The organism is Sodalis sp. C49 (genome assembly GCF_046352915.1).
Classification (GTDB): domain Bacteria; phylum Pseudomonadota; class Gammaproteobacteria; order Enterobacterales; family Enterobacteriaceae; genus Acerihabitans.
Window position 1 is genome coordinate 3374773 of sequence record NZ_CP163303.1, and the last position, 22993, is coordinate 3397765.

General features: G+C 57.0%; 19 protein-coding genes, 1 tRNA gene, 3 rRNA genes and 1 riboswitch. Of the genes, 12 read left to right on the plus strand and 11 right to left on the minus strand.

What is annotated here, in order from left to right:
• Positions 1-161 precede the first annotated feature (161 nt).
• Complete coding sequence (locus ABUK12_RS15155) at positions 162-1031, minus strand: LysR family transcriptional regulator (RefSeq protein WP_410012647.1); 870 nt, start codon at positions 1029-1031, stop codon at positions 162-164.
• Positions 1032-1192: 161 nt separating this feature from the next.
• Here ABUK12_RS15155 and ABUK12_RS15160 point away from each other — a divergent pair, with 161 nt between their 5' ends.
• Genes ABUK12_RS15160 through ABUK12_RS15170 form a run of 3 tightly spaced genes read left to right on the plus strand, consistent with a single transcriptional unit; the run spans position 1193 to position 4899 of the window.
• Positions 1193-2398 carry a M20 family metallopeptidase gene (locus ABUK12_RS15160; RefSeq protein ID WP_410012648.1) on the plus strand — a complete coding sequence of 402 codons (1206 nt, stop codon included), beginning with the start codon at positions 1193-1195 and terminating at the stop codon, positions 2396-2398.
• Between the two features lies 1 nt (position 2399).
• Positions 2400-3203 (plus strand): transporter substrate-binding domain-containing protein, encoded by an 804-nt coding sequence (locus tag ABUK12_RS15165; RefSeq protein WP_410012649.1) that lies wholly within the window; start codon positions 2400-2402, stop codon positions 3201-3203.
• Entirely contained in the window at positions 3190-4899 is a 1710-nt protein-coding gene (locus ABUK12_RS15170) for a M28 family metallopeptidase (protein ID WP_410012650.1), read from the plus strand. The genes ABUK12_RS15165 and ABUK12_RS15170 overlap by 14 nt, the downstream gene beginning before the upstream one ends.
• Positions 4900-5309: 410 nt before the next feature.
• Here ABUK12_RS15170 and rrf read toward each other — a convergent pair.
• A 5S ribosomal RNA gene (gene rrf / locus ABUK12_RS15175) occupies positions 5310-5425 on the minus strand.
• 126 nt (positions 5426-5551) lie between these two features.
• A 23S ribosomal RNA gene (locus ABUK12_RS15180) occupies positions 5552-8465 on the minus strand.
• A gap of 66 nt (positions 8466-8531) precedes the next feature.
• Between ABUK12_RS15180 and ABUK12_RS15185 the strand changes: the two genes are divergently transcribed.
• Positions 8532-8747: a hypothetical protein gene (locus ABUK12_RS15185; RefSeq protein ID WP_410012651.1), complete on the plus strand. Its 216-nt coding sequence runs from the start codon at positions 8532-8534 to the stop codon at positions 8745-8747.
• A gap of 86 nt (positions 8748-8833) precedes the next feature.
• On the opposite strand, the gene ABUK12_RS15190 is transcribed toward ABUK12_RS15185, so the two are convergent.
• Both ABUK12_RS15190 and ABUK12_RS15195 read right to left on the minus strand, forming a co-directional pair.
• A tRNA-Glu gene (locus ABUK12_RS15190) sits at positions 8834-8909 on the minus strand.
• A 180-nt stretch (positions 8910-9089) separates the two neighbouring features.
• Positions 9090-10632: ribosomal RNA gene (locus ABUK12_RS15195) — 16S ribosomal RNA — on the minus strand.
• Together the 16S, 23S and 5S rRNA genes with 1 tRNA gene alongside form the textbook arrangement of a ribosomal RNA operon.
• Before the next feature lie 176 nt (positions 10633-10808).
• Here ABUK12_RS15195 and ABUK12_RS15200 point away from each other — a divergent pair.
• Genes ABUK12_RS15200 through purD form a run of 3 tightly spaced genes read left to right on the plus strand, consistent with a single transcriptional unit; the run spans position 10809 to position 14082 of the window.
• Positions 10809-11165 carry a hypothetical protein gene (locus ABUK12_RS15200; protein ID WP_410012652.1) on the plus strand — a complete coding sequence of 119 codons (357 nt, stop codon included), beginning with the start codon at positions 10809-10811 and terminating at the stop codon, positions 11163-11165.
• A 28-nt stretch (positions 11166-11193) separates the two neighbouring features.
• The gene (gene purH / locus ABUK12_RS15205) at positions 11194-12783 is read left to right on the plus strand and encodes a bifunctional phosphoribosylaminoimidazolecarboxamide formyltransferase/IMP cyclohydrolase (protein WP_410012653.1); all 1590 of its coding nucleotides are present in this window, start codon (positions 11194-11196) and stop codon (positions 12781-12783) included.
• Between the two features lie 15 nt (positions 12784-12798).
• Entirely contained in the window at positions 12799-14082 is a 1284-nt protein-coding gene (purD, locus tag ABUK12_RS15210; protein ID WP_410012654.1) for a phosphoribosylamine--glycine ligase, read from the plus strand.
• 81 nt (positions 14083-14163) lie between these two features.
• On the opposite strand, the gene ABUK12_RS15215 is transcribed toward purD, so the two are convergent.
• From ABUK12_RS15215 to nudC, 6 genes are all read right to left on the minus strand, one after another.
• Positions 14164-14835, minus strand: coding sequence for a DUF1481 domain-containing protein (locus ABUK12_RS15215; protein WP_410012655.1), 672 nt, complete (start codon positions 14833-14835; stop codon positions 14164-14166).
• A 40-nt stretch (positions 14836-14875) separates the two neighbouring features.
• On the minus strand, positions 14876-15148 hold the full coding sequence (gene hupA / locus ABUK12_RS15220; RefSeq protein ID WP_162368642.1) for a nucleoid-associated protein HU-alpha: 273 nt from the start codon (positions 15146-15148) through the stop codon (positions 14876-14878).
• A gap of 190 nt (positions 15149-15338) precedes the next feature.
• The gene (locus tag ABUK12_RS15225) at positions 15339-15929 is read right to left on the minus strand and encodes a YjaG family protein (RefSeq protein ID WP_410012656.1); all 591 of its coding nucleotides are present in this window, start codon (positions 15927-15929) and stop codon (positions 15339-15341) included.
• A gap of 58 nt (positions 15930-15987) precedes the next feature.
• Entirely contained in the window at positions 15988-16683 is a 696-nt protein-coding gene (gene nfi, locus ABUK12_RS15230) for a deoxyribonuclease V (protein WP_410012657.1), read from the minus strand.
• A 26-nt stretch (positions 16684-16709) separates the two neighbouring features.
• Positions 16710-17774, minus strand: coding sequence for a uroporphyrinogen decarboxylase (gene hemE / locus ABUK12_RS15235; protein WP_410012658.1), 1065 nt, complete (start codon positions 17772-17774; stop codon positions 16710-16712).
• 17 nt (positions 17775-17791) lie between these two features.
• Positions 17792-18595 carry an NAD(+) diphosphatase gene (nudC, locus tag ABUK12_RS15240; protein ID WP_410012659.1) on the minus strand — a complete coding sequence of 268 codons (804 nt, stop codon included), beginning with the start codon at positions 18593-18595 and terminating at the stop codon, positions 17792-17794.
• A 92-nt stretch (positions 18596-18687) separates the two neighbouring features.
• Between nudC and rsd the strand changes: the two genes are divergently transcribed.
• The 5 genes from rsd to thiS all read left to right on the plus strand — a co-directional run bounded on the left by rsd (position 18688) and on the right by thiS (position 22993).
• Positions 18688-19209, plus strand: a complete 522-nt coding sequence (gene rsd / locus ABUK12_RS15245) for a sigma D regulator (protein ID WP_410012660.1) — start codon at positions 18688-18690, stop codon at positions 19207-19209.
• 44 nt (positions 19210-19253) lie between these two features.
• A riboswitch (TPP riboswitch) is annotated at positions 19254-19367 on the plus strand.
• A 99-nt stretch (positions 19368-19466) separates the two neighbouring features.
• The gene (gene thiC / locus ABUK12_RS15250; RefSeq protein ID WP_410012661.1) at positions 19467-21389 is read left to right on the plus strand and encodes a phosphomethylpyrimidine synthase ThiC; all 1923 of its coding nucleotides are present in this window, start codon (positions 19467-19469) and stop codon (positions 21387-21389) included.
• Positions 21386-22036, plus strand: coding sequence for a thiamine phosphate synthase (gene thiE / locus ABUK12_RS15255; protein WP_410012662.1), 651 nt, complete (start codon positions 21386-21388; stop codon positions 22034-22036). Before thiC ends, thiE begins: the two co-directional genes overlap by 4 nt.
• Complete coding sequence (locus ABUK12_RS15260) at positions 22029-22796, plus strand: HesA/MoeB/ThiF family protein (RefSeq protein ID WP_410012663.1); 768 nt, start codon at positions 22029-22031, stop codon at positions 22794-22796. Before thiE ends, ABUK12_RS15260 begins: the two co-directional genes overlap by 8 nt.
• Complete coding sequence (thiS, locus tag ABUK12_RS15265) at positions 22793-22993, plus strand: sulfur carrier protein ThiS (RefSeq protein WP_410012664.1); 201 nt, start codon at positions 22793-22795, stop codon at positions 22991-22993. Before ABUK12_RS15260 ends, thiS begins: the two co-directional genes overlap by 4 nt.

A 22993-nucleotide genomic window follows, 5' to 3' on the forward strand; every position in this document is an offset into this window, starting at 1 on the left:
AACTATAGAACCTCAAAGCATACGTATAAACGTTTAGACATCCAGATGCCCACGATAGCGTTTTTCGTAAATGATGTCGAGTGTTCAACCATTAGTTGAAAATGTTTCATCTTTAGCGAAACATTTTCTTTATTATTTCCAGCTTGTCGAACCGCTGATTATTACCGGACGGGGGGCAGGCCCGCGGCATCGGCCAGCATCTGGATAAAGGGCAGCGTCAGGGCGGAGGCATCGCAGGCGTGACGGTGGAGCAGCCAGGTTCTGTTCTTAACCGCCTGGCCGTCCACAGTGATGGGCAGACGGAACAGTGAATCCGGCAACGGCAAATAGCTGGAGATAATGGCGTAACCTAAGCCATGGTTCACCATGGCCAGGCAAACCTCCAGTTTGTCCACCGTCATGGCGATACGCGGCGCCAGGGAAAAATTGGCATTCCACCAGCGCTCAATCAGTTGGGTAATATGCGGCCCATGATTAATTTTAATCTGCGGCAAATGAGGCAGCAGGCTGAAATTAAGCTCATGCTGGCTTATCAGGTAATAACAATCCTCATCGATCAGCCGCTTGCCCTCTTTCCAGTTAAAATCATCTTTCACCAGCGCCAGATGAATCTCATCCCGTTGCAGGCGCTGGAAAATTTCTTCGCTGTAACCACTGGTAAGGCTAATGCTGACGCCGGGATATTGCCGGCGAAAACGTTCCAGCAAGGCGGGCAGGCGGTAGGCGGCATAATTACTCGACACCCCGATGCGGATCTCCCCTTGCTGTTGCTCATCCAGGCTATGCAGGTTGATTTTTAACTGCTGCATGTCCCTAAGCACCTTATCGGCATGGCTGGCCAGAAATTCCCCCTGCGCGCTGAACGCCAGGCCTTTGCTGTTCTCGTCAAATAACTGGATCGCCAGTTTGCGCTCGATTTGTTTTAAGCGATAACTCAGCGCGGGCTGGGAGGTATATAACTGTTCCGCGGCGCGGGTGATATTTTTATGCTGGTAAACGGCCCGGATAATGAGCCAGTCTTTTTCATTCACGGCCGGTGTCCATGGGAAATTATCTTCCACTATAAAATATTTTTTGGCTTAAGGATGCAAGTCATAAAAACGCTCGATTGGGCTTAGCAGGGAAAATCGCCTATATCTGCGGTATAAGATATTGATGCTGCGCTGAAAACGCACCAAAACAGGGAGACACCATGGCGATTGGCACCATAAGCGAGCAAAAGAATAAAATTATTTATGCTGTTGATGACATGGCTGCGCAGTTAGAACAGCTGGCGTTGCAGATCCATGGCAATCCGGAGCTGAGCTTTAACGAAACGCAGTCCGCCGCCGCGCTGATCGCGCCACTGAGGAGCGCGGGTTTTGTCATTGAACAACCGCTGGGCGGCCTTCCTACCGCCTTTCGCGCCACTTTTGACAGCGGCAAACCCGGACCGGTGGTGGCGCTGCTTGCGGAATACGACGCGCTGCCAGAACTGGGGCATGCCTGCGGCCATAATCTTATCGGCACCGCCGCGGTGGGCGCCGCGCTGGCGTTAAAGGCCGCCTGCCCTGAATTAGGCGGGCGCCTGCTGGTGATCGGTACCCCGGCGGAAGAAGAAGGCGGCGGTAAAATCATTCTCGCCGATCTGGGCATATTCGATGCAGTGGATGCGGTGATGATGGTCCACCCGCGCGAGAAAACCATGGTGGTGCGCGGCGGACTGGCGTGCGTGGATGCGGTATTTAAATTTTACGGCAAGGCGGCGCATGCCTCGTCGGCACCGCAGAAAGGCATTAGCGCCCTGGACGCGGTCATCCATACGTTTGTCGGCATTAATGCCCTGCGCCAGTTCTTCACCGACGATGTGCGGGTACATGGGATTATTACCGATGGCGGCAGCGCCACTAATATCGTGCCGGCCTATGCCGAGGCAAAATTCCTGATGCGCGCGGCGACGGTTAACGGGTTGCGGCTGGTGCGGGATAAAGTGTTCGCCGCAGCGCAAGGCGCCGCAGCGATAAGCGGCGCCAGGCTGGAAATCGAGCCGGGCCTGACCTATGCCGAACGCAACAACAACCTGGCCCTGGCCATGGGTTTTCAACGCAACCTTGAGCTGTTGGGCATCGACGTGTTCGATCCGCCGGTAACCGGCGGTATCGGCTCGTCCGATATCGGTAATGTCAGCCAGGTCACCGCGGCCATCCATCCTTATATCCGCATTGGCGACGTTTTCCCGCATACCCCTGAGTTTGCCCAGGCGGCGGCTTCGCCCGCCGGCCTGGACGGCATGCTGCAGGCCGCCAAGGCGCTGGCGATGACCGCCTTTGACCTGAATCAGGATCGCTCGCTATTGCAGGCGGTAAGAGATGAATTTTCGCGCTGGAAGCTCGCCAACCAGGCCGGGCAGGAGGAATAAAATGAAAAACAGAGGGGTACTCGCGTTACTCGGCATGGTTATGGGCGCAACGGCGGCACAGGCGGCCGGTGAAACGGTGCGTATCGGCGCCGATCTGACCTATCCCCCGTTTCAGTACCGGGAAGCGGACGGTACGCCGCGGGGCTTTGAAATCGATATTACCCATGCCGTCTGCCGGGCAATGGCGGTGCAATGTCAATTCGTGGTCAGTAGCTTTGACGCGGAGATTCCCTCGCTGCTGGCTAAAAAAGTCGATGTTATTTCGCCGCTGGGAGCGACCGAAAAACGCAGGAAAGCCATCGACTTCAGTGATTTCGTTTACCATATCCCCACCCGGCTGGTGGCGCGCAAGGGCAGAAACCTGCAGCCGGACGTGGCATCGCTGCAGGGCAAGCATATCGCCGTCCAGCAGGGCACCATCCAGGAGATGTATGCCAACCAGTTCTGGGCCGCCAAGGGCATCGATATCGTCCCTTACGCCGATCAGGATATGATTTATCAGGATTTGGCGGCGGGACGGCTGGACGGCGCATTAAGCCCGGCGGTAGCGGTCACCTATGGTTTCCTGAATAAACCCGAAGGCAAGGATTTCGCCCTGACCGGACCCGAAGTACGCGATGATAAACTCTTCAGCATCGGTTCGGCCTATGGTTTTCGCAAAGATGACGAAAAGATCAGGGCATTGCTAAACGAAGGTTTGGCTAAAATCAAGGCCGACGGCACGTGGGAAAAGATCAAACAGCAGTACTTTGGTGATATCGATTTGTCGGTTCATCAACCGGAGCAGGCCGATGCCAGTCACTGAGCCGCACGCAGGGACGCTATTGCCGCTGATGGACAGCCTGTTGCGGCAGTTCTCGCAGTTGCACCGGTTATCCGGCAGCGACGACGCCGAACGCTCGGCCGGCTATCTGGCAGAGGTGCTGAGCCGTCATGGCCTGTCGCCGCGCATTGAGCAATGTTCATTGTTGTTAAGCAATCCCCTTTCCGGCAGTCTGCAACTGCCGGACTACCCGGCATGGCGCTGCGCGGCCAAGACTCGCTCTTTCTCGGCCAGTTGCCCGCTGGGCGTGGACGCTGCGCTGTTTTACGACGCGCGCTCCACGGACCCGATACCGGATAATCAGATGGCGCAATGGTCCGCCCAGGTGAAAGGTAAGATTGTCATTGCCGATCAGGGTTTTGAAGATTATGTACAGCGGCTTGATGCCGCCGGCGCGTTGGGTCTCATCCATATCTGGTGGTCGGGCGAAACGGCGTTGCATGAGGAAACCGTCGGGCCGATCTGGGGCACCCCGGTGCCCGACGATCGCCATCGTTATCCGCGCCTGCCGGTCATCTCGATCAACCAGCAGCAGGGGCGCGAGCTGCTGGCGTTTTATCAACGGCACCCCGCCCCGCTTACCGCGCGTCTGCGCACCGAGCTGCAGGTGGCGGTTTCCACATGCAGCCTGCCGGTGGTGGAGATAGCGGGAGAATCTCCCGAGTTTGTCCTGTTATCTTCCCATTATGATTCCTGGCATGAAGGCGTTACCGACAATGCCACCGGCAATGCGTTATGTCTGGCGATGGCCGTTCATTTTCATCAGCATCGCCACGAGTTAACACGGGGTCTGCGGATTGCCTGGTGGCCGGGCCATTCCAATGCCCGCTATGGGGGGTCGACCTGGTATGCCGACCGGTTTCGTCATCCGTTGGCTCAACATTGCGTGGCGCATATTAACGTTGATTCCCCCGGCTGTATGGAAGCATTGCAGGTAGTGATCAACGCCAGTGGGGCCGAACAGCCTGATTTCCTTAACCGCGCGGTGCGTCGGGTAACCGGTAGCGCGGCACAACGCATTACGCCGTTGGGCAAAGGAGGCGACCAGTCTTTTTGGGGCAGCGGTTTGCCGCTGCATTTCGCCCTGCGCGAAGAGCCGTTAAATAAGAATACGCTGTCGCCGGGCAGCGGCGGCGGCTGGTGGTGGCATACCGAAGCGGATACCTATGATAAGGTCGATCTGGATATTTTATGGCGCGACAGCCGGATCCATGGTTACTGGCTGGCGGAGCTTCTAACCGCTACGGCGTTGCCGCTGGATCCGCTGGGCTATCGGGATCGGCTGTATAAAGAAATGGCGGCGTTGCAAGATCAGCTGGATCCTGCGTTTGACCTGAGTCCGGCGCTTGACGCCATGGTGGGTCTGCGGGACGATTTGCAGCGGGTGGTAGCATGTTGGCAATACGATACTCAGGCATGGCAGCCGGCAATAATCAAGGTGCTGGCCTTATGGCACCGCCTGCGCTATAGCTCGGTCGATGATTTTCATTACGACCTGAGTTATCACGGCGGCGCATTTCCCGGGCTGCGGATCCTTAAAGATCAGGCCGCCCAGGCCACGCCTGAAACCTTTTTGATGATGACCACCCAGTTCCATCGCCAGCGGGATCGGGCGCTGGATCTGCTGGAGCGCAGCGCGCAAGTCCTGCGTACGGCATTATCGCGGGATCGGCCATAGCGCCCGGGTAGCGAACCGCCAGGGTCACGCACATGAAAAAGCCCTCTGTTTTCTTTGAGGGCTTCGTCAATGGGATGCCTGGCAGTGGATGCCTGACTGCGTCAGGCACCCTGCGGGCCGTCGCCTGCGGCTCCGTTCCACCGGCGTTGCCGGGGGTCCTACTCTCTTACTCGAGTAGCGAACCGCCAGGGTTACGCACATGAAAAAGCCCTCTGTTTTCTTTGAGGGCTTCGTCAATTGGATGCCTGGCAGTTGATGCCTGACTGCGTCAGGCACCCTGCGGGCCGTCGCCTGCGGCTCCGTTCCACCGGCGTTGCCGGTGGTCCTACTCTCTTACTCGAGTAGCGAACCGCCAGGGTTACGCACATGAAAAAGCCCTCTGTTCTCACAGAGGGCTTCGTCAATTGGATGCCTGGCAGTTCCCTACTCTCGCATGGGGAGACCCCACACTACCATCGGCGCTACGGCGTTTCACTACTGAGTTCGGCATGGGGTCAGGTGGGACCACCGCGCTAGTGCCGCCAGGCAAATTCGTTTACCAACCGTCATCCTGCTTCTGATGACCATCGGCCTTTATCCGGAACTTCGCTGAAAATTCTCTCGCCACCCCTTGGGGCAACGCTCTCTTTGCGTCAAACACTTTAGGTGTTGTAAGGTTAAGCCTCACGGGTCATTAGTATCGGTTAGCTCAACGCATCGCTGCGCTTACACACCCGACCTATCAACGTCATCGTCTTTAACGTCCCTTCAGGTGGCTTAAAGCCACAGGGAAGACTCATCTCGAGGCAAGTTTCCCGCTTAGATGCTTTCAGCGGTTATCTCTTCCGCACGTAGCTACCGGGCAATGCCATTGGCATGACAACCCGAACACCAGTGGTGCGTCCACTCCGGTCCTCTCGTACTAGGAGCAGCCCCTCTCAATCTTCCAACGCCCACGGCAGATAGGGACCGAACTGTCTCACGACGTTCTAAACCCAGCTCGCGTACCACTTTAAATGGCGAACAGCCATACCCTTGGGACCTACTTCAGCCCCAGGATGTGATGAGCCGACATCGAGGTGCCAAACACCGCCGTCGATATGAACTCTTGGGCGGTATCAGCCTGTTATCCCCGGAGTACCTTTTATCCGTTGAGCGATGGCCCTTCCATTCAGAACCACCGGATCACTAAGACCTGCTTTCGCACCTGCTCGAGCCGTCACTCTCGCAGTCAAGCTAGCTTATGCCTTTGCACTAACCTCACGATGTCCGACCGTGATTAGCTAACCTTCGTGCTCCTCCGTTACTCTTTAGGAGGAGACCGCCCCAGTCAAACTACCCACCAGACACTGTCCTCGACCCAGATTATGGGCCGGAGTTAGAACATCAAACATTAAAGGGTGGTATTTCAAGGTTGGCTCCATGCAGACTGGCGTCCACACTTCAAAGCCTCCCACCTATCCTACACATCAAGGCTCAATGTTCAGTGTCAAGCTATAGTAAAGGTTCACGGGGTCTTTCCGTCTTGCCGCGGGTACACTGCATCTTCACAGCGAGTTCAATTTCACTGAGTCTCGGGTGGAGACAGCCTGGCCATCATTACGCCATTCGTGCAGGTCGGAACTTACCCGACAAGGAATTTCGCTACCTTAGGACCGTTATAGTTACGGCCGCCGTTTACCGGGGCTTCGATCAAGAGCTTCTCCTTACGGATAACCCCATCAATTAACCTTCCGGCACCGGGCAGGCGTCACACCGTATACGTCCACTTTCGTGTTTGCACAGTGCTGTGTTTTTAATAAACAGTTGCAGCCAGCTGGTATCTGCGACTGGCTTCAGCTCGGGGAGCAAGTCCCTCCACCTAATGCCAGCGTGCCTTCTCCCGAAGTTACGGCACCATTTTGCCTAGTTCCTTCACCCGAGTTCTCTCAAGCGCCTTGGTATTCTCTACCTGACCACCTGTGTCGGTTTGGGGTACGATTCGATGTGACCTGGAGCTTAGAGGCTTTTCCTGGAAGCGTAGCATCAATTCCTTCACCACCGTAGTGGCTCGTTATCACGCCTCAGTGTTGAATGAAAAAGCGGATTTACCTGCTCTTTCCACCTTCACGCTTAAACCGGGACAACCGTCGCCCGGCGAACCTAGCTTTCTCCGTCCCCCCTTCGCAGTCACACCCAGTACAGGAATATTAACCTGTTTCCCATCGACTACGCCTTTCGGCCTCGCCTTAGGGGTCGACTCACCCTGCCCCGATTAACGTTGGACAGGAACCCTTGGTCTTCCGGCGAGCGGGCTTTTCACCCGCTTTATCGTTACTTATGTCAGCATTCGCACTTCTGATACCTCCAGCAACCCTCACAGGCCACCTTCGCAGGCTTACAGAACGCTCCCCTACCCAACAATACCCGAAGGTATCGCTGCCGCAGCTTCGGTGCATGGTTTAGCCCCGTTACATCTTCCGCGCAGGCCGACTCGACCAGTGAGCTATTACGCTTTCTTTAAATGATGGCTGCTTCTAAGCCAACATCCTGGCTGTCTGTGCCTTCCCACATCGTTTCCCACTTAACCATGACTTTGGGACCTTAGCTGGCGGTCTGGGTTGTTTCCCTCTTCACGACGGACGTTAGCACCCGCCGTGTGTCTCCCGTGGTAACATTCTTCGGTATTCGCAGTTTGCATCGGGTTGGTAATCCGGGGTGGACCCCTAGCCGAAACAGTGCTCTACCCCCGAAGATGAATTCACGAGGCGCTACCTAAATAGCTTTCGGGGAGAACCAGCTATCTCCCGGTTTGATTGGCCTTTCACCCCCAGCCACAAGTCATCCGCTAATTTTTCAACATTAGTCGGTTCGGTCCTCCAGTTAGTGTTACCCAACCTTCAACCTGCCCATGGCTAGATCACCGGGTTTCGGGTCTATACCCTGCAACTTAACGCCCAGTTAAGACTCGGTTTCCCTACGGCTCCCCTAAACGGTTAACCTTGCTACAGAATATAAGTCGCTGACCCATTATACAAAAGGTACGCAGTCACCCTGATAAATCAAGGCTCCCACTGCTTGTACGTACACGGTTTCAGGTTCTATTTCACTCCCCTCGCCGGGGTTCTTTTCGCCTTTCCCTCACGGTACTGGTTCACTATCGGTCAGTCAGGAGTATTTAGCCTTGGAGGATGGTCCCCCCATCTTCAGACAGGATATCACGTGTCCCGCCCTACTCATCGAGCTCACAGCACTTGCACCTTCGGATACGGGGCTATCACCCTGTGTTGCCGGACTTTCCAGACCGTTCTCCTGATACAAATGCTGATGGTGACTCTGGGCTGTTCCCCGTTCGCTCGCCGCTACTAGGGGAATCTCGGTTGATTTCTTTTCCTCGGGGTACTGAGATGTTTCAGTTCCCCCGGTTCGCCTCAATACGCTATGGATTCACGTAATGATAGTGCAACGAATTGCACTGGGTTTCCCCATTCGGACATCGCCGGCTGATAGCGCTTCATATCAGCTCACCGGCGCATTTCGCGGATTAGCACGTCCTTCATCGCCTCTGACTGCCTAGGCATCCACCGTGTACGCTTATTCACTTAACCTCACAACCCTAAAGTGTCTTCGGAATGGCTGCGAAAGGTCCCTGCCGGTGTTGCGCGGTGCTCGCCATGCTCATGGACATTGAGTCCACTCCGCTGGCTGCGCGCCGTGCGCCTTGGCCGGGACTTTCTCGCTCATTCCTCAACAAGGGCGCCATCGACACGGCGACCTTATTAGGTTTGCTTGCTTTGAGAGAATCGCATACTGATTTTGCTCAGCATGTTTTTTTCAAATTTTCAGCTTGTTCCGGATTGTTAAAGAGCATGTATTTCGCAGCATACTGATACGCGGTTGCGTAACAATGTGCTCTGAAATCATCAGACAATAAAGGCGGGTCTGGTTTGGTTAACAGGTCGTATGAAAAAGAGTTTGGCGTCCCCTAGGGGGTTCGAACCCCTGTTACCGCCGTGAAAGGGCAGTGTCCTAGGCCACTAGACGAAGGGGACAGGAGTGCGTTTGTGAGATAAGTTGTCGTCAATAGGCAACGAATTCTTATGCCACCGTTTTTTATCAACCCTGCCTTAACATTCAGGAAGAGGGCATGACAAAAAACCATACGAGCTGTTTGCTCATTACAGTTATCAGACAATCTGTGTGGACACTACACAATCTAGTATCTATTTCGGTAAGGAGGTGATCCAACCGCAGGTTCCCCTACGGTTACCTTGTTACGACTTCACCCCAGTCATGAATCACAAAGTGGTAAGCGCCCTCCCGAAGGTTAAGCTACCTACTTCTTTTGCAACCCACTCCCATGGTGTGACGGGCGGTGTGTACAAGGCCCGGGAACGTATTCACCGTGGCATTCTGATCCACGATTACTAGCGATTCCGACTTCATGGAGTCGAGTTGCAGACTCCAATCCGGACTACGACGCACTTTGTGAGGTCCGCTTACTCTCGCGAGTTCGCTTCTCTTTGTATGCGCCATTGTAGCACGTGTGTAGCCCTACTCGTAAGGGCCATGATGACTTGACGTCATCCCCACCTTCCTCCGGTTTGTCACCGGCAGTCTCCTTTGAGTTCCCACCATTACGTGCTGGCAACAAAGGATAAGGGTTGCGCTCGTTGCGGGACTTAACCCAACATTTCACAACACGAGCTGACGACAGCCATGCAGCACCTGTCTCAGAGCTCCCGAAGGCACGTTCGCATCTCTGCAAACTTCTCTGGATGTCAAGAGTAGGTAAGGTTCTTCGCGTTGCATCGAATTAAACCACATGCTCCACCGCTTGTGCGGGCCCCCGTCAATTCATTTGAGTTTTAACCTTGCGGCCGTACTCCCCAGGCGGTCGATTTAACGCGTTAGCTCCGAAAGCCACGGCTCAAGGCCACAACCTTCAAATCGACATCGTTTACAGCGTGGACTACCAGGGTATCTAATCCTGTTTGCTCCCCACGCTTTCGTACCTGAGCGTCAGTCTTCGTCCAGGGGGCCGCCTTCGCCACCGGTATTCCTCCAGATCTCTACGCATTTCACCGCTACACCTGGAATTCTACCCCCCTCTACGAGACTCTAGCCTGCCAGTTTCAAATGCAGTTCCCGGGTTAAGCCCGGGGATTTCACATCTGACTTAACAGACCGCCTGCGTACGCTTTACGCCCAGTAATTCCGATTAACGCTCGCACCCTCCGTATTACCGCGGCTGCTGGCACGGAGTTAGCCGGTGCTTCTTCTGCGGGTAACGTCAATCAACAAGGTTATTAACCTTATCGCCTTCCTCCCCGCTGAAAGTGCTTTACAACCCGAAGGCCTTCTTCACACACGCGGCATGGCTGCATCAGGCTTGCGCCCATTGTGCAATATTCCCCACTGCTGCCTCCCGTAGGAGTCTGGACCGTGTCTCAGTTCCAGTGTGGCTGGTCATCCTCTCAGACCAGCTAGGGATCGTCGCCTAGGTGAGCCATTACCTCACCTACTAGCTAATCCCATCTGGGTTCATCCGATGGCGTGAGGCCCGAAGGTCCCCCACTTTGGTCTTGCGACGTTATGCGGTATTAGCTACCGTTTCCAGTAGTTATCCCCCACCATCAGGCAGATCCCCAGACATTACTCACCCGTCCGCCGCTCGCCGGCAAAGTAGCAAGCTACTTCCCGCTGCCGCTCGACTTGCATGTGTTAGGCCTGCCGCCAGCGTTCAATCTGAGCCATGATCAAACTCTTCAATTAAAAGCTTGATGCTCAAAGATTGTCATACTGTTAATCTTATGAATTAACTGTTTGTTCACTCTTCAAGACTTGGTATTTTTGTGTTTCGATACGGTCTTGTGAGTGCCCACACAGATTGTCTGATAAATTGTTAAAGAGCAGTGCGCCGCTGTAATCAGTCTGGCGCGAGGTGGCGTATGTTACGCTTTCCTCTTTCAGTGTCAAGCCCGTTCGGCCTGTCTTCTGACTCGTTTCCGCTACCCTGCGATGTGCTGCACGGTGCCGGTCGATGGAGGCGCATTATAGGGATTTCAACCGAAGCCGCAACAGCTAATTTGCCCAATCCGAACTGTTTGCTGCATTCCACAGCAATACCGGGGTTTATACCCTCTTTTGCACAAACTTATCCACAGATGATTGCCGCAGGCAAAAATTGCCGAGCATCGCGCAATCGTTTTCGCTACAATTCACGCAAATTTTATCGGCTCGCGTATTTTATCAAGCGGCGGCTTTTTTCAGTAAAAAACCGCCGCTTGATACCAGTTTTTTATTAAAGCTATCCAATCAAGGGATAAATTGACCATGCAACAACCACGTCCTGTTCGCCGCGCCTTGCTCAGTGTGTCTGACAAAGCCGGTATCGTAGAATTCGCTCAGTCATTATCGCAACGCGGCATCACGCTGCTCTCCACCGGCGGGACCGCGCGGCTGCTGGCGGAGGCAGGGCTGCCGGTGACCGAGGTTTCCGATTACACCGGTTTTCCAGAAATGATGGATGGACGGGTGAAAACCCTGCATCCCAAGGTCCATGGCGGCATTCTGGGGCGACGCGGCCAGGACGATGCAATTATGCAACAGCACCATATCGACCCCATTGATATGGTGGTGGTTAATCTTTATCCGTTTGCCAGCACAGTGGCGCGTGAAGGCTGTACCCGCGAGGAAGCGGTGGAGAATATCGATATCGGCGGGCCTACCATGGTGCGCTCCGCCGCCAAGAATCATAAAGACGTGGCGATCGTGGTTAACAGCGGCGATTACGCCGGGATCATTGCCGAGCTGGATGCGCATAACGGCTCGCTGACGCTGGCGACCCGTTTTGATCTGGCCATCAAGGCCTTTGAGCATACCGCCGCCTACGACAGCATGATCGCCAACTACTTCGGCAGCCAGGTACCGGCCTATCACGGCGATACCACCGTACCCGCCGGCCGTTTCCCACGCACCCTTAACCTGAACTTTATCAAAAAACAGGATATGCGCTACGGAGAAAACAGCCATCAGCTGGCCGCCTTCTATATAGAAGAGCCGGTGCGGGAAGCCTCGGTCGCCACCGCGCGGCAGTTGCAGGGCAAGGCGCTATCCTATAACAATATCGCCGATACCGACGCCGCCCTGGAGTGCGTAAAGGAATTCGCCGAGCCGGCCTGCGTGATTGTCAAGCATGCCAATCCTTGCGGCGTGGCCACCGGCGGCGCGTTGCTCGAGGCATATGAGCGCGCCTATAAAACCGATCCCACCTCGGCGTTTGGCGGCATTATCGCCTTTAACCGCCCTCTTGACGCCGCCGCCGCGCAAGCCATTATCAGCCGCCAGTTCGTGGAAGTGATTATCGCGCCGTCCGTTAACGACGACGCCCTGGCCATCCTTGCCGCCAAGCAAAATGTCCGGGTACTGGCCAGCGGCGTCTGGTCGTCCCGGGTGCCGGCGCTGGACTTCAAGCGGGTTAACGGCGGCCTGTTGGTACAGGATCGCGACTTAGGCATGGTCGGCGAGGCGGATCTGCGCATCGTCACCGAACGCCGGCCGACCGCAAGCGAGCTGCGCGACGCGCTTTTTTGCTGGAAGGTGGCTAAATTCGTTAAATCCAACGCCATCGTTTATGCCCGCGATAACATGACCATTGGTATCGGGGCGGGCCAGATGAGCCGCGTTTATTCGGCGAAAATCGCCGGCATCAAGGCGGCGGACGAAGGGCTGGACGTGCGCGGCTCGGCCATGGCCTCCGATGCGTTTTTCCCGTTTCGCGACGGAATTGACGCGGCGGCGGCGGTCGGCATCAGCTGCGTGATCCAGCCCGGCGGTTCCATTCGCGATGACGAAGTCATTGCCGCGGCCAACGAACATGGCATCGCCATGATCTTTACCGATATGCGTCATTTCCGCCACTAAGCCCAGGAGCGACCAATGAATATCTTAATTATCGGGAACGGCGGCCGCGAGCATGCCCTGGCCTGGAAGGCCGCCCAATCGCCGCTGGCGGATAAAGTCTACGTGGCGCCCGGCAATGCCGGCACCGCCCTCGAACCGGCGCTTGAAAACGTCGACATCGGCCCGACCGATATCCCGGCGCTGGTCGCCTTCGCCCAAAGCCACGCCATCGGCCTGACCATCGTCGGCCCCGAAGCGCCGCTGGTGATGGGCGTGGTGGATGCGTTCCGCTCAGCCGGCCTGCCGGTATTCGGCCCGACCAAAGCGGCGGCGCAGTTGGAAGGCTCGAAGGCGTTTACCAAGGATTTCCTGGCCCGCCACCATATCCCCAGCGCGGAATACGGTAACTTTACCGATATCGACCAGGCGCTGGCCTACGTGCGCAGCAAAGGCGCGCCCATTGTTATCAAAGCGGACGGCCTGGCCGCCGGCAAAGGCGTGATCGTGGCTATGACGCTTGCGCAAGCGGAAGCGGCCATTGAGGATATGCTGGCCGGTAACGCCTTCGGCGATGCCGGGCACCGCATCGTGGTGGAGGAATTCCTGGAAGGCGAGGAAGCCAGCTTTATCGTGATGGTGGACGGCGATCATGTCGTGCCGATGGCCACCAGCCAGGACCATAAACGGGTCGGCGACGGCGATACCGGTCCCAACACGGGCGGCATGGGGGCATATTCCCCCGCCCCGGTGGTTACGGATGAAATCCACCAGCGCGTTATGGATCAGGTTATCTGGCCGACGGTGCGCGGCATGGCGTCGGAAGGGAATATCTATACCGGCTTTTTATATGCCGGACTGATGATCAACGCCGATGGCCAGCCAAAGGTGATTGAATTTAACTGCCGCTTCGGCGATCCGGAAACCCAGCCCATCATGCTGCGCATGCGTTCCGATCTGGTGGCGCTGTGCCTGGCGGCCACCGAAGGGCATCTGGATCGGGAAAGCTCGTTATGGGATGAACGACCGGCCCTGGGTGTGGTCCTGGCCGCCGGCGGCTATCCGGGGGATTACCGCACCGGGGACGAAATCAGCGGCCTGCCGACGGCTGAGACAGCAGGCGAAAAAGTCTTTCATGCCGGCACCTGTCTGGCGGACGGTAAGGTACTGACGCAGGGAGGGCGGGTTTTGTGCGTTACCGCGCTGGGCGAAACGGTGGCGGATGCTCAGGCCAGGGCCTATCGCGCGGCGAAGTCTATTCGCTGGCAGGACAGTTTCTGCCGGTCGGATATCGGCTATCGCGCGATCCAACGCGAGCAATAATCCTGTCATCATCTGGTGTCGCGCATTCATGACGTTGGGCAATGCGCGGCGCCCTGTCGATGTCGGCTTGCAGGCGGGTGACTACAACTCGCTTTTTTTAGGTTGCCAGTGGCAGAAGTCTTCATTGGCGACCAGTAACAGCTGCGTCCCTTCCGGTGCCTCCAGCCAGGCGATGCCCAGTTGCCCGGTGGAATGTTGGGCGCGCGCCGCAATCCACGAGGCCGAGCGCTGGTCAAAATCAGGCCGAGCCGTCTTGCCGTCGCAGGTGGCTATCACGCCGTCGCGCCATATCCCCTGCATCAGCTTTACCTGTCCGGCACGTAGCGTGCTGCTGACATCCAGCAGTCGCCTGGCTTCAAACTGATACAACGCCAGTTCGTCATCACTGAGTTTTTCACGCAGCCCATCGCGCTGACGCTGCATATAGCTGGGATTACCCTGATCGTCAAAGCGGATTTGCACGGTTTGCGGATGTGCGCCGTTTTGCGTCCGGTTAATCTGGCGCACGTCGTCATGGAGGAATTGATAGCGGGTAATGATGGTATTTTCGCCCTGATAGGGGCTGTAGACGCTGACGATATTGACCGTTTGCTGTGCCGCGTCGTCTTTACGCCATAAGCGCATGGCGCCCCGATCGGCGACATAACCGCTGGCGGTGAACGCAGGCGGCGCCTTGGAATGCGAACCGCATGCCGTGAGGAGACAGGCCAGCAGCCCGAGCCAACCGCACCGGCGCAAAAACAAAAGGGGCACGGTTGCCCCTATGCTTAATCTTTTCACCAACACACGGTGGTTACTTAACAGCGTCTTTCAGAGCCTTGCCAGAAACAAATGCCGGAACATTGGCCGCGGCGATTTTGATTTCTTTACCGGTCTGAGGATTACGGCCAGTGCGTTCGTTGCGATGATTAATTTTGAAAGTACCGAAACCAACCAATTGTACTGCATCACCCTCTTTAAGAGACTCGGTAATTGCTGCCAAAGTGGATTCCAGAGCCGACTTCGCCTGCGCCTTCGAAAGATCGGCCTTATCAGCAATTACATCAATCAGTTGAGTCTTGTTCATATGTTATCCTTACAGTGTGTTTATCGCTTGCTAAGCATCGAGTACGACGGATAAGCCGGAATACGGCACTCTCCTGCAAACACGCACCGATAGCCACTTTTTTTATGCCCCCCCAAATGTAGACCAGACGGGGTGCAGATGTGAAGTATTAAGACATGGCAAAACAGGTCTTAAATCACGTTTTATTGCCTTATTGCTGTAAAATTATTCCAATATTGCTAATTCCGGCTTCGCGCAGGTCTGCGCGCAGCCCTTTGATCAATTCTACGTCGCGGTTTTCACAATCAGCTAACAGGCGAAAAATTTCCCACTGAATGTCCCATTCCTCTTCAATCGAGGGCAGGGCATTCAGCTGCTCTTCGGTCATTTCCCGCTCCGCATGGGTCATTTCCAGCATGGCCACGGTGCGGATAGAGGTTTCGCTGACGGTGACGGCATGCTCCAGCGTTTCACCGCTCAGCCGCGAGTGCAATAATTCACTCAGGGCCACACAGGCATCAATCGCCGGATAAACGCCGTAAAAATCGTAATCATCCGCTGCGGGAATGCATTCTTCCAGCTTTTCCAATTGTAAATCAAAATTGACCTTAGCATCTTTAACAACCTGTGTCTCCCAAACCAGGTCGAGAATACGCCGGTAGACGGCAGGGTCGCCAAAGCCGGTCTGTACGCAGAACAGTTGATAATTGGGGTACATCCGTTCACACAGCGACGCCATAAAAATGACGTGCTGCCAGGCTTCCTGCTTTTCCAGACGTAAATGTATCGGGTTACGTAACATCGCGCTATTCCATTACTCTTAATCTGCGTCGCAGTGTACCTGAAATTAGCCGGTTACCCTATTCCAGGTCGAAAAAGTCCGGTTCGCCGCGCCCCTGCTCCCACTGTTTAAACGCGGTGCGATTAGAGGCCACCGCATCCGCCCAGCGGGTAGGCTCCGGCAAGCGGTAGCCGCGCATGCATTGTTGTACCCAATACAGGGCAGTGTCCATGCCGACGCGATGGCCGGTGGAGATGAATAAAGGATTACAGCGGATCTTGCTGCGCCATACCCAGGCAAGCTGTTCGCCTTTATCCATCAGCGGCGCCCTGGCGCCCGCCTCATCGCTCAAAGGCTCAAACCGGCCGCACAGCCGGCGCTTAGCCACGCCGATAGTCGGCTGGTCGACCAACAGGCCAAAATGGCTGGCGACGCCCAGACGGCGCGGGTGGGAAATACCATGGCCATCCACGAACAGCAAATCCGGCCGCTGATTCAGCTGTTCCCAGGCGGCCAGCAGGGCGGGATACTCGCGAAACGACAAAAAACCCGGAATATAAGGCATGGTGGTCGTTACACGGGCAATGCGGTATTCGAGAAGCTCCAGCGACGGAAAACGCAGCAGCGCGATAGCCGCGCGGGTAACGTCGCCCCCCTGTTCGAACCCCACATCGGCGCCGGCGATTATCGCGGGCGTGGAAAAAGCGAAATCGTCATGGCGTATGACCCTACTGGCGGTGGCGACCTGCTCGGCGCGCAATGCTGTTATATCCATGTTTTTTCCACCTTTTTCACCAGTCTTTACAGATGATAGGGGCGCGACAGGCGATGCACCGCCTCAACAAAAATGCCCGCATGTGCCGGCGGCACGTCCTGATGGATACCGTGCCCCAGATTGCAAACATGCCCCTCACCCCGGCCGAAACCGGCCAGAATGGACTCCACTTCCTGTTCAATACGCGCCGGCGGCGCGTACAACACCGAAGGATCCATATTGCCCTGCAGCGCGACCTTATCGCCCACGCGACGGCGCGCCGCCTGAATATCGGTGCTCCAGTCCAGGCCCAGCGCATCGCAACCGGTTTGCGCCATGGCTTCAAGCCATTGGCCTCCGCCTTTGGTAAACAGCGTTACCGGCACCCGGCGGCCTTCATGCTCCCGCTGCAGGCCGTCGATGATTTTTTGCATGTAATCAAGGGAAAACTCAAGATAGCCGCTGCCGGTCAGCACGCCGCCCCAGGTATCAAAGATCATCACCGACTGCGCCCCGGCGCGAATCTGGGCGTTCAGGTACAGCGTTACGCTCGCCGCCAGCTTATCGAGCAATAAATGCAGCGTCTGCGGCTCGGCGTACATCATTTGTTTGATTTTAGTGAAGACTTTGCTGGTGCCGCCTTCAACCATATAGGTGGCCAGGGTCCAGGGACTGCCGGAGAAGCCAATCAGCGGCACTTCTCCGCGCAGGTTGCGCCGGATGGTGCGTACGGCGTCCATCACATACCCCAGCTCCACCTCCGGATCCGGTATCGGCAACTGCTCCACGTCGGCTTTACAGGTAATCGGACGGGCAAAGCACGGCCCCTCCCCCTGTTCAAAATACAATTCCAGTCCCATGGCGTCGGGAACCGTCAGGATATCCGAAAACAGGATCGCGGCATCAAGCGGAAAACGACGCAACGGCTGCAAGGTCACTTCACAGGCCAGTTCGGCATTCCTGCACAGTGACATAAAATCACCGGCCTCGGCGCGGGTGGCTTTATATTCCGGCAGATAACGCCCGGCCTGGCGCATCATCCATACGGGCGTGACGTCAACAGGCTGGCGCAGCAGGGCGCGCAGATAGCGGTCGTTCTTCAGTTCATGCATACAGGATTCCCTTGCAGTTATGAATGGAGTGTAGCATGCGGGCCGTCATTTTCCCGATCGGCGCGGCAGAGCGCGACCGTGTCCTCAATTAAGCGCCTGGCCACGGTGCCGGGCGGCGGCAGCAGGGGCAGCGCGTCATAACGGTACCAGCCGGCATCAAGGATTTCATTATGATCGGGGGTGATTTCGCCGCCGGCGTACTCCGCCATAAACGCCATCATCAGTGAATGCGGGAAAGGCCAGGGCTGCGAGGTGACATAACGGACGTTTTTCACCTTAATCCGCGTCTCCTCCATGACCTCGCGGGCCACGGTCTGCTCCAGGGTTTCCCCCACCTCGGCAAAACCGGCCAGCACCGTGTAAATGCCGCCGCGATGGCGGGTATGCTGGGCCAGCAGGATATCGTCGCCGCGGCGGATCGCCACGATAATACAGGGCGCGATTTGCGGATAATACCGTTCATGGCAATGATCGCACAGGCAGGCCCATTCCCGGTTACTGACGCGCATCTCATGGCCGCAGTAGCCGCAATAGCGATGGGAACGATAAAACTCCGCCAGTTGCACGCCCCGGCCCGCCAGTTGGAACAAGCCTGGGTCGCTATCGATGATCTGGCGCACCGAGCCCATATCCCGGGGCATGGCGTGGCGTACCAGCCAGGCGGGCGACCCCTCCCATTCGCCGATAAGCGTCGCTGTCAATCCTTGAAGTGACCAGGCCGATGCCGTTCCAAATGGCAGTTCCCCCTTGGGTAACCACAATTTGCTGTCCTGGCTGACGATCCACCAGCCATTTTCGCTACCGTTGAGTTCTTGTTCCATTTTAGTTGCACTACCTCTTATTCACTGGCAAGCTAGAAATTAGCTTTAATTGATGAGTAACGCAGCGTTACTTTATTACATCGGAGTCAATCATGCTAAACCAGCTGGACATTCTGGCTCAACGCGTTGGCGGCAGTAACGAACTGATCGATCAGTGGATACTGGCCCGCAGGAAGTTGCTCATTGCGTATTACCATCTCATCGGTCTTAAGCCCAATAAAGAAAAGCATACTCCCCTGGACGAAAACGCGCTGGACGACTTTTGCCATAAACTGGTGGACTACCTTTCCGCCGGCCATTTCCATATCTACGATCGTATCGTTCAGGACGCGGACGATACCAGCAGCAGCAAAAGAATCATCAGTACCCAGTTGTATCCGGCGTTGCAGGAAAATACCAAACAAATCATGGCATTTTATGATAGCCAATTGGAAACGGCCATCGATCATGATAACTGTATGGAGTTCCAACAGGCGCTTTCCGGCGTGGGCGAGGCCCTGGCCACGCGTTTTGCCCTGGAGGACAAACTGATCCAGCAGGCGCTGGAATATAAAGCGGACTACCTGGCCTCGGTGCCGGCCGCCAATAATCCGGACGTATCGCGTCTGGCGTAATTTTGCGGTAAGCAGTAAGTCGTAACCGGTCCTTCACGGGCCGCTATATCTTGTCGGAGTGCCTAGCGCGTACATTACGCCAGGCTGAGACCGTTAATTCGGGATCCGCGGAACCTGATCGGGTTAATACCTGCGAAGGGAACAAGAGTAAAGCAACGCTTTGATTTATAGTCTATTTTGCTAAATTCAAAGCCCGGCCTCATTACTCCCGTAGCGCTCCTGACAAGCAATTTTCCCGTTTATTGTGAGGAATTGCTATGTCGTTATCCAAAACCACCCCTTCCCGCCGTGAGCAGCGCGCCCAGGCGCAGGAATTCATCCATCGTCTGAAAGGCGAAGCCTTCCCCAACTCCCGGCGTATTTATCTCCAAGGCAACAGCGCCGACATCCGGGTGCCGATGCGGGAGATCGCGCTTAGCCCCACGCTTATCGGCGGCAACGGCAAAACGCCGCGCTACGAAGAAAACGAGCCGGTGCCGGTATACGACACCGCCGGACCCTATGGCGATCCGGCGACAGAGATAGACGTGCGCGCCGGCCTTCACCGCCTGCGTTCGGGCTGGATTGAACAACGCGGGGACAGCGAGGCGTTGAACAGCCTAAGCTCGCGTTATACCGGCGAACGCCGGGCCGACGAGGGCCTGGATGAGGTTCGTTTCGCCCCCAGCCATACGCCGCGGCGCGCCAAATCCGGCCGGCGCGTCACGCAATTGCATTATGCCCGCGCCGGCGTCATTACGCCGGAAATGGAGTTTATCGCCCTGCGGGAAAATATGGGCCGCGAACGCATCCGCGGCGACGTATTGCTGCAACAGCATCCCGGCCAGAGCTTCGGCGCGCATTTGCCGCCGGATATTACCCCGGAGTTCGTGCGCCGGGAAGTGGCCGACGGTCGTGCCATTATCCCCGCCAATATCAACCATCCGGAGTCGGAGCCGATGATTATCGGCCGCAATTTCCTGGTCAAGGTCAACGCCAATATCGGCAACTCGGCCGTCAGTTCATCCATTGAGGAAGAGGTCGAGAAGCTGGTCTGGGCGACCCGTTGGGGAGCGGATACGGTGATGGACCTGTCCACCGGCCGCTATATCCATGAAACCCGCGAGTGGATCCTGCGCAACAGTCCGGTGCCCATCGGCACGGTGCCCATCTACCAGGCGCTGGAAAAAGTCAACGGCGTGGCGGAAAACCTGACCTGGGAATGCTTTCGCGACACCTTGCTCGAGCAGGCGGAACAGGGCGTGGACTATTTTACCATCCATGCCGGCGTGCTGTTGCGTTACGTGCCGATGACCGCCAAACGGTTGACCGGCATCGTGTCGCGCGGCGGATCCATTATGGCCAAATGGTGCCTGTCGCATCACCAGGAAAGCTTCCTCTACGAGCATTTTCGCGATATTTGCCAGATTTGCGCCGACTACGACGTCTCATTATCCCTCGGGGACGGCCTGCGTCCCGGCTCCATCCAGGATGCCAACGACGAAGCGCAGTTTGCCGAACTCTATACCCTGGGCGAATTGACCAAAGTTGCCTGGGAGTACGACGTGCAGGTGATGATCGAAGGCCCTGGCCATGTTCCCATGCAGATGATCCGGCGCAACATGACCGAACAGCTGGAGCATTGCCACGAAGCGCCGTTTTATACCCTGGGGCCGCTGACCACCGATATCGCGCCGGGTTACGACCATTTTACCTCCGGCATCGGCGCCGCGCTTATCGGCTGGTTCGGCTGTGCGATGCTGTGCTACGTCACGCCGAAAGAGCATCTGGGCCTGCCGAACAAAGAAGATGTTAAGCAGGGGCTTATTACCTATAAAATCGCCGCTCACGCCGCCGATCTGGCCAAAGGCCATCCCGGGGCGCAAATACGCGATAACGCCATGTCCAAGGCACGCTTTGAATTCCGTTGGGAGGACCAGTTTAATCTGGCCCTGGATCCGGCCACCGCCCGCGCCTATCACGATGAAACGCTGCCGCAGGAATCCGGCAAAGTAGCCCATTTTTGCTCCATGTGCGGTCCGAAATTCTGCTCGATGAAAATCTCCCAGGAGGTCAGGGATTATGCCGCCGCCCAGGCGATTGAGGTACGGGAAAGCGGCATGGCGGAGATGTCGTCGGCGTTTCGCGCCAGCGGCGGGGAAATCTATCTTGCGCCTGAGGATACGGGGGTGGCGAAATGATCGCGCCCGACGCGCCCTTTGCGGCGACCGAGCCCAGGCTCGGGCTCTATCCGGTAGTGGATTCGCTGGCATGGCTGGTCCGGCTGCTGGACGCCGGCGTCGCCACGCTGCAGTTGCGCATCAAGGACCAGCCGGAAGACCGGGTCGAACCGGATATCGAGGCCGCGATTTTGCTGGGACGGAAATACCGCGCCCGGATTTTCATCAACGATTATTGGCGGCTGGCGGTTAAACACGGCGCCTATGGCGTGCACCTGGGACAAGAGGATTTGGCTACGGCGGATTTGGCCGTCATCCAGCGCGCCGGATTGCGACTTGGTCTTTCCACCCACGACGAGAGCGAACTGGCCCGCGCTTTGGCGCTACAGCCATCCTATATCGCGCTCGGCCATATCTTCCCTACCCAGACCAAAGCCATGCCGTCACAGCCGCAGGGCCTGGCGGAGCTGAAACGCATGGTGGCCGGCATGCCCGGCATCTCCACCGTGGCCATCGGCGGTATTGGTATCGATCGGGTGGACGACGTGCTGCGCTGCGGCGTCGGCAGCATCGCGGTGGTCAGCGCCATCACCAAGGCCTCCGACTGGCGGCAGGCGACCGCCACGTTATTGCGGAAAATCGAAGGCCGGGAGGTGCGCAATGCTTAGCGACCAGGCTTTTTTGCGCTACAGCCGCCAATTGCTGCTGGAGGAGATAGGCCCCGGAGGCCAGGAGCATCTGAGCGCAGCAACCGTGCTGATCGCCGGACTGGGCGGCCTGGGCTCGCCGGCGGCGCTCTATCTTGCCGCCGCCGGGGTCGGCACGCTGCTGCTGGCCGACGACGATAAACTGGACGTGAGCAATCTCCAGCGCCAAATCCTTTATCGCACCGGGGATATCGCCCGGCCCAAGGCGGCGGCGGCGCAACGGCAGCTGCAGGCGCTTAATCCCCTGGGCCATTATGTCGCGCTGAGCCGGCGCCTGGCCGGGGATGACCTCGATCAGGCGGTGGCGCTGGCCGATATGGTACTGGACTGCAGTGATAATATGCAGACCCGTCACGACATCAATGCCGCCTGTATCCGCCGGGGGAAAACCCTGGTCAGCGCCAGCGCGGTGGGGTTCAGCGGTCAGTTGCTGGTGCTGCGGCCGCCCTACCGGCACGGCTGTTATGCCTGCCTGTTTCCCGACGCCGTCGAGCCGCGGCGTAATTGCCGCACCGCGGGCGTGCTCGGGCCGTTGGTCGGCATCATGGGCGCCATGCAGGCCCTGGAGACGATCAAAATCCTGTGCGGCATGCCGTCTACGCTGGACGGCCAGCTGCGGCTGTTCGACGGCAAGTCGATGAACTGGCGCACCCTGCGCCTGTCCCGCGCGGCCGGCTGTCCGGTGTGCGCCGCGGCGGTTCAGCGGGAAGAGGCGCTATGAACATTACCCTTAACGATACCCCCGTCGCGCTTTCAGGCACGCCCTCGCTGCTGGACATGCTGGAGCTGCTCGGCCACCCGCCCGAGGGCAGCGCGCTGGCGGTCAATCAAACCATTATTCCCCGTAGCCGGTGGGCCCAACAGCCGGTAAACGAGGGCGACGATATCTTACTTTTCCAGGCCATTGCCGGAGGCTGA